3 protein-coding genes and 1 pseudogene are annotated in these 3,530 nt (G+C 53.3%); all 4 read left to right on the forward strand.

Annotated elements, in window-relative coordinates; all coding sequences use genetic code 11:
* Positions 1 to 120 precede the first annotated feature (120 nt).
* Positions 121 to 999: pseudogene (locus J3364_RS22445) on the forward strand (IS3 family transposase); the annotation flags it as partial.
* Between the two features lie 314 nt (positions 1,000 to 1,313).
* Positions 1,314 to 1,919: a DUF6088 family protein gene (locus tag J3364_RS22450; protein ID WP_349560394.1), complete on the forward strand. Its 606-nt coding sequence runs from the start codon at positions 1,314 to 1,316 to the stop codon at positions 1,917 to 1,919.
* Entirely contained in the window at positions 1,912 to 2,922 is a 1,011-nt protein-coding gene (locus tag J3364_RS22455) for a nucleotidyl transferase AbiEii/AbiGii toxin family protein (RefSeq protein ID WP_349560395.1), read from the forward strand. The genes J3364_RS22450 and J3364_RS22455 overlap by 8 nt, the downstream gene beginning before the upstream one ends.
* A gap of 48 nt (positions 2,923 to 2,970) precedes the next feature.
* Positions 2,971 to 3,390 (forward strand): hypothetical protein, encoded by a 420-nt coding sequence (locus J3364_RS22460; RefSeq protein ID WP_349560396.1) that lies wholly within the window; start codon positions 2,971 to 2,973, stop codon positions 3,388 to 3,390.
* Positions 3,391 to 3,530 lie beyond the last annotated feature (140 nt).

Genomic DNA, 3,530 nt, shown 5'->3' on the forward strand with positions numbered 1-3,530 from the left:
ATGAAGACGGACGGCATTTACGCCTGATATTGGCTATTTTATGGTCAATCCCGGCGTTGCCGGATGAATCGGCAGAGACCGGTAAATTGCTGGCTGTCTGAAAACGGCGTTTTGCAGGGGCGACTACTGACCGTCGGGAACAAGCGCGAGGCCGTGCGCACCATGCTGTCGGAGACGACGATATCCGAGCGCAAGGCCTGTTCACTCGTCGGGTTATCCCGCGCAACGATGCGGTATCAGTGTCAGCGCTCGCCGGAAGAGCGCGAACTGACTGAGCGTATCAAAGCCATTGCGTTCGAACGTCGCCGGTTCGGATACCGGCGCGTTCACCAGTTGCTGCGTCGTGAGGGTGCTGAGGTGAATCACAAGAAGGTTTATCGGCTTTATCGCGAAGCCGGCCTGGCCGTCCGCAAACGCAAGCGCCGTAAAGGCGTGTTGGTCGAACGGCAGCCCTTGGTGTTGCCTGATATGCCGAACCATACGTGGTCCATGGACTTTGTTATGGACTCCTTGGCCAACGGTCGCAGGATCAAGTGCCTAACGATCGTGGATGACTTCACCAAGGAGTGCCTCGACATTCCCGTGGCCATGGGCCTCTCAGGCGAACAGGTCATCCGCACCCTGGATGGCATAGCCGCCTTCCGAGGCTACCCGAAGGCCGTTAGAACCGACCAGGGGCCGGAATTTACTGGCAGAGCCCTTGATCAATGGGCTTACCGCCATGGCGTTGAACTGAAGCTGATACAGCCCGGAAAGCCAATGCAGAACGGCTATGTCGAGAGCTTTAACGGAAAATTCCGGGATGAGTGTCTGAATGAACACTGGTTCCGGGATCTCGCGCATGCCCGAGAGCAGATCAGTATCTGGCGCGTGGATTACAATGAGCGGCGTCCACATTCATCCTTGGGGTATCAGACACCCTTCGAATTTGCCTCCGCTCTCCGACTTGGAACAACTGATTCAAAAGTAACGGACATTACTAGGGAGCAGTTGGATTAAATGCTGGGGGCAGGTCAACGTGAGACTCGTCTAATTTCGTAAAAACTCCATTTACTCAATTTTCAAAGATCTTTGGGATCGAAACCAAATTCAGTCGAGGTGCACTCCGGTTGGGCATAGCTTGTTTGGTCCTGTCTATTTCCCCGTAAACCGAGGGAGCGGCCACTTTTTGATCCTCTGGTTCTGGCGGGTACAACGGCTACGAGTGCGAGAGAGGCGACCTGACCGGTAGCCGAATCGTAGGGGCAAGGTTAAAGCTTGAGCTATGTCCGAAAAAATGATAGTTTTTCTGACAACCGGTGGAGATATGTATCATGTCCGTTAAAGAGTCAGTCCAGCACCAAATCGCGCAAGTCCCCCAAGGGGAACCGTTCACCAACAGCCGTTTCCTGAGGCTGGGGTCGCGTGCTGCTGTCGATAAGGCTCTGTCCAGGCTCGTAGAAGAAGGTGCTATCCAGCGGGTCGCGCGCGGTGTTTTCGTCAGACCCAAGCAAAGCCGGTTTGTGGGCAATGTTATGCCTGACGTGTCACGTGTGGTCGAGGTGATCGCGAGAGATCATGGAGAAACCATTCAGGTCCACGGGGCCGAAGCGGCTCGCCGCTTCAAGCTCAGTACGCAGATGCCAACGACACCGGTCTACTACACGAATGGACCTACTCGTGAAATTCACATCGGCAACCTTAAGGTGAAGCTCATGCACACCAGCAGTCAGAGGAAGCTCCAGCATGCGGGCAAGAGGCCTGGCTTGGCCCTCTCTGCGCTTTGGTATCTGGGTAAAAACAATGTCAGTACCGAGGTCGTGAAGCGGATCAAGGAAGGGCTGAGCGAAGAGGAGTTCGAGACACTGCTTTCCTCCCGCATGCCGGCCTGGATGAGTGAGGCTTTTAGGCAATACGGGGCAGAGCACGTCCATGGCTGAGCAGGTGTTTCTCGAACTTCCGGCAGAGGACCAAAGCGATATCCTTCAGACTGTTGCACCTCAACTGGCTCGCAGTGCATCAGTACTGGAGAAGGATATATGGGTTTGCTGGGTTTTGCAGACGCTGTTCTCCATGCACGGCGCCCATCCTATGGCCTTTAAAGGGGGGACATCGCTCTCCAAAGTTTACGGTGTGATTGATCGTTTTTCCGAGGATGTCGATATCACACTGGATTATCGGGCCTTCAAGGAGGATTTTGATCCATTCGCGGAGGGGGCAAGCCGGACCAAAACCAAGCAGTTCAGTGATCGGCTAAAAAGCTATGTCTTTGCCTATGCAAACGACGTGGTCGTCCCACACCTTGAAAGTGAATTGGCCAAATTGCCAACGGCTGAGCATCACACCATTGAGTTGGACGATGGAGGGGAAAAAATCTGGGTCACTTACCCATCGGTTGTAGAGGGAGCGGGCGAATATATCCGTTCGCAGGTGCTCATTGAGCTCGGTGGAAGGAATGTTATCGACCCCAACGAAATTCATACGGTCTCCCCATACATCTCTGAGTTGACGCAAGACCTCGTCTATCCGAGGAGTGAGGTCGTGGTTCTTTCGCCGGAACGAACATTCTGGGAAAAAGCCACCCTCATACATGTTGAATGCAACCGAGGTAAGCTTAGGGAGAGTGCTGAAAGACTGTCCAGGCATTGGTACGACTTGGTGATGCTTGCAGAGCATCCCACCGGCCGGGCAGCTGTCGAAAATCGGGCGCTGTTAGAGGATGTTGTTCGCCATAAGAAAGTTTTCTTCCATACGGGCTACGCGAACTATGACGCATGTCTTGATGGACGGCTAAAACTATTACCAGAGACCGACACTCTGGATGGGCTGCAAGACGACTATGAGAAAATGGTGGGTGCGGGAATGATTTACTCAACACCTCCGAGCTTTGAAGAAATTGTCGACTCTATCCGGTACCTCGAAAGCCGTGTTAACAGCTTGTGAATGTCGTGCCAGCCAGGTTATCGGTCAGACTGCTGGGAGTGAAATGATATGACCACCAACGAATCGAAACTGTTGCTCAGAGTTCGACGGACGATCGCTAATAGTGATGAACTGGTTTTTCTCCAAAGCGACTTTGCTGGTTATGGCTCCGATGAGCAGGTGGGTCGAGCGATGGCGCGTTTAATCGACGGTGGAGCATTGGTGCAAATCGGCGAGGGCCTATTGGCAAAAGCCCGCAAAAATCGGATCACTGGCCAAACAATGCTGGACGCTAGCGGCGGATTCGATGAAGTAGCAAAAGCTGGGCTGGAAAAACTTGGTATCGCCTGGGAGCCTGGCGACGCGGAAGCGGCCTATCAGAGCGGGGCAACTCAGATTCCGGCAAAAACTGTCGTGAGAATTAAGACGAGTGACACGATGCCCCGGATTGCCTATGGTCGATATCAATTATTAATTGAGCCGTTGTAGAGCCTTCCGTAAGTCGTCGCCCCTGCAAAAGTAAAAACCTGAACAAAGGCAATGAGTTGGCCTGACTTCGGGGTATAATATCCATCATAAATCTCCCCGTTTCGTCCAAAAACCGGAAGAAAGCCCCATGATCCCACGGG

It is taken from the genome of Marinobacter sp. NFXS9, from assembly GCF_040148665.1.
GTDB lineage: Bacteria > Pseudomonadota > Gammaproteobacteria > Pseudomonadales > Oleiphilaceae > Marinobacter_A > Marinobacter_A mangrovi.

Excerpts from the sequence above, each read along its gene's own strand:
- J3364_RS22460 (WP_349560396.1), top strand. The coding sequence starts at position 2,971 with ATGACCACCAACGAATCGAAACTGTTGCTCAGAGTTCGACGGACGATC.
- J3364_RS22455 (WP_349560395.1), top strand. The coding sequence starts at position 1,912 with ATGGCTGAGCAGGTGTTTCTCGAACTTCCGGCAGAGGACCAAAGCGAT.
- J3364_RS22450 (WP_349560394.1), top strand. The coding sequence starts at position 1,314 with ATGTCCGTTAAAGAGTCAGTCCAGCACCAAATCGCGCAAGTCCCCCAA.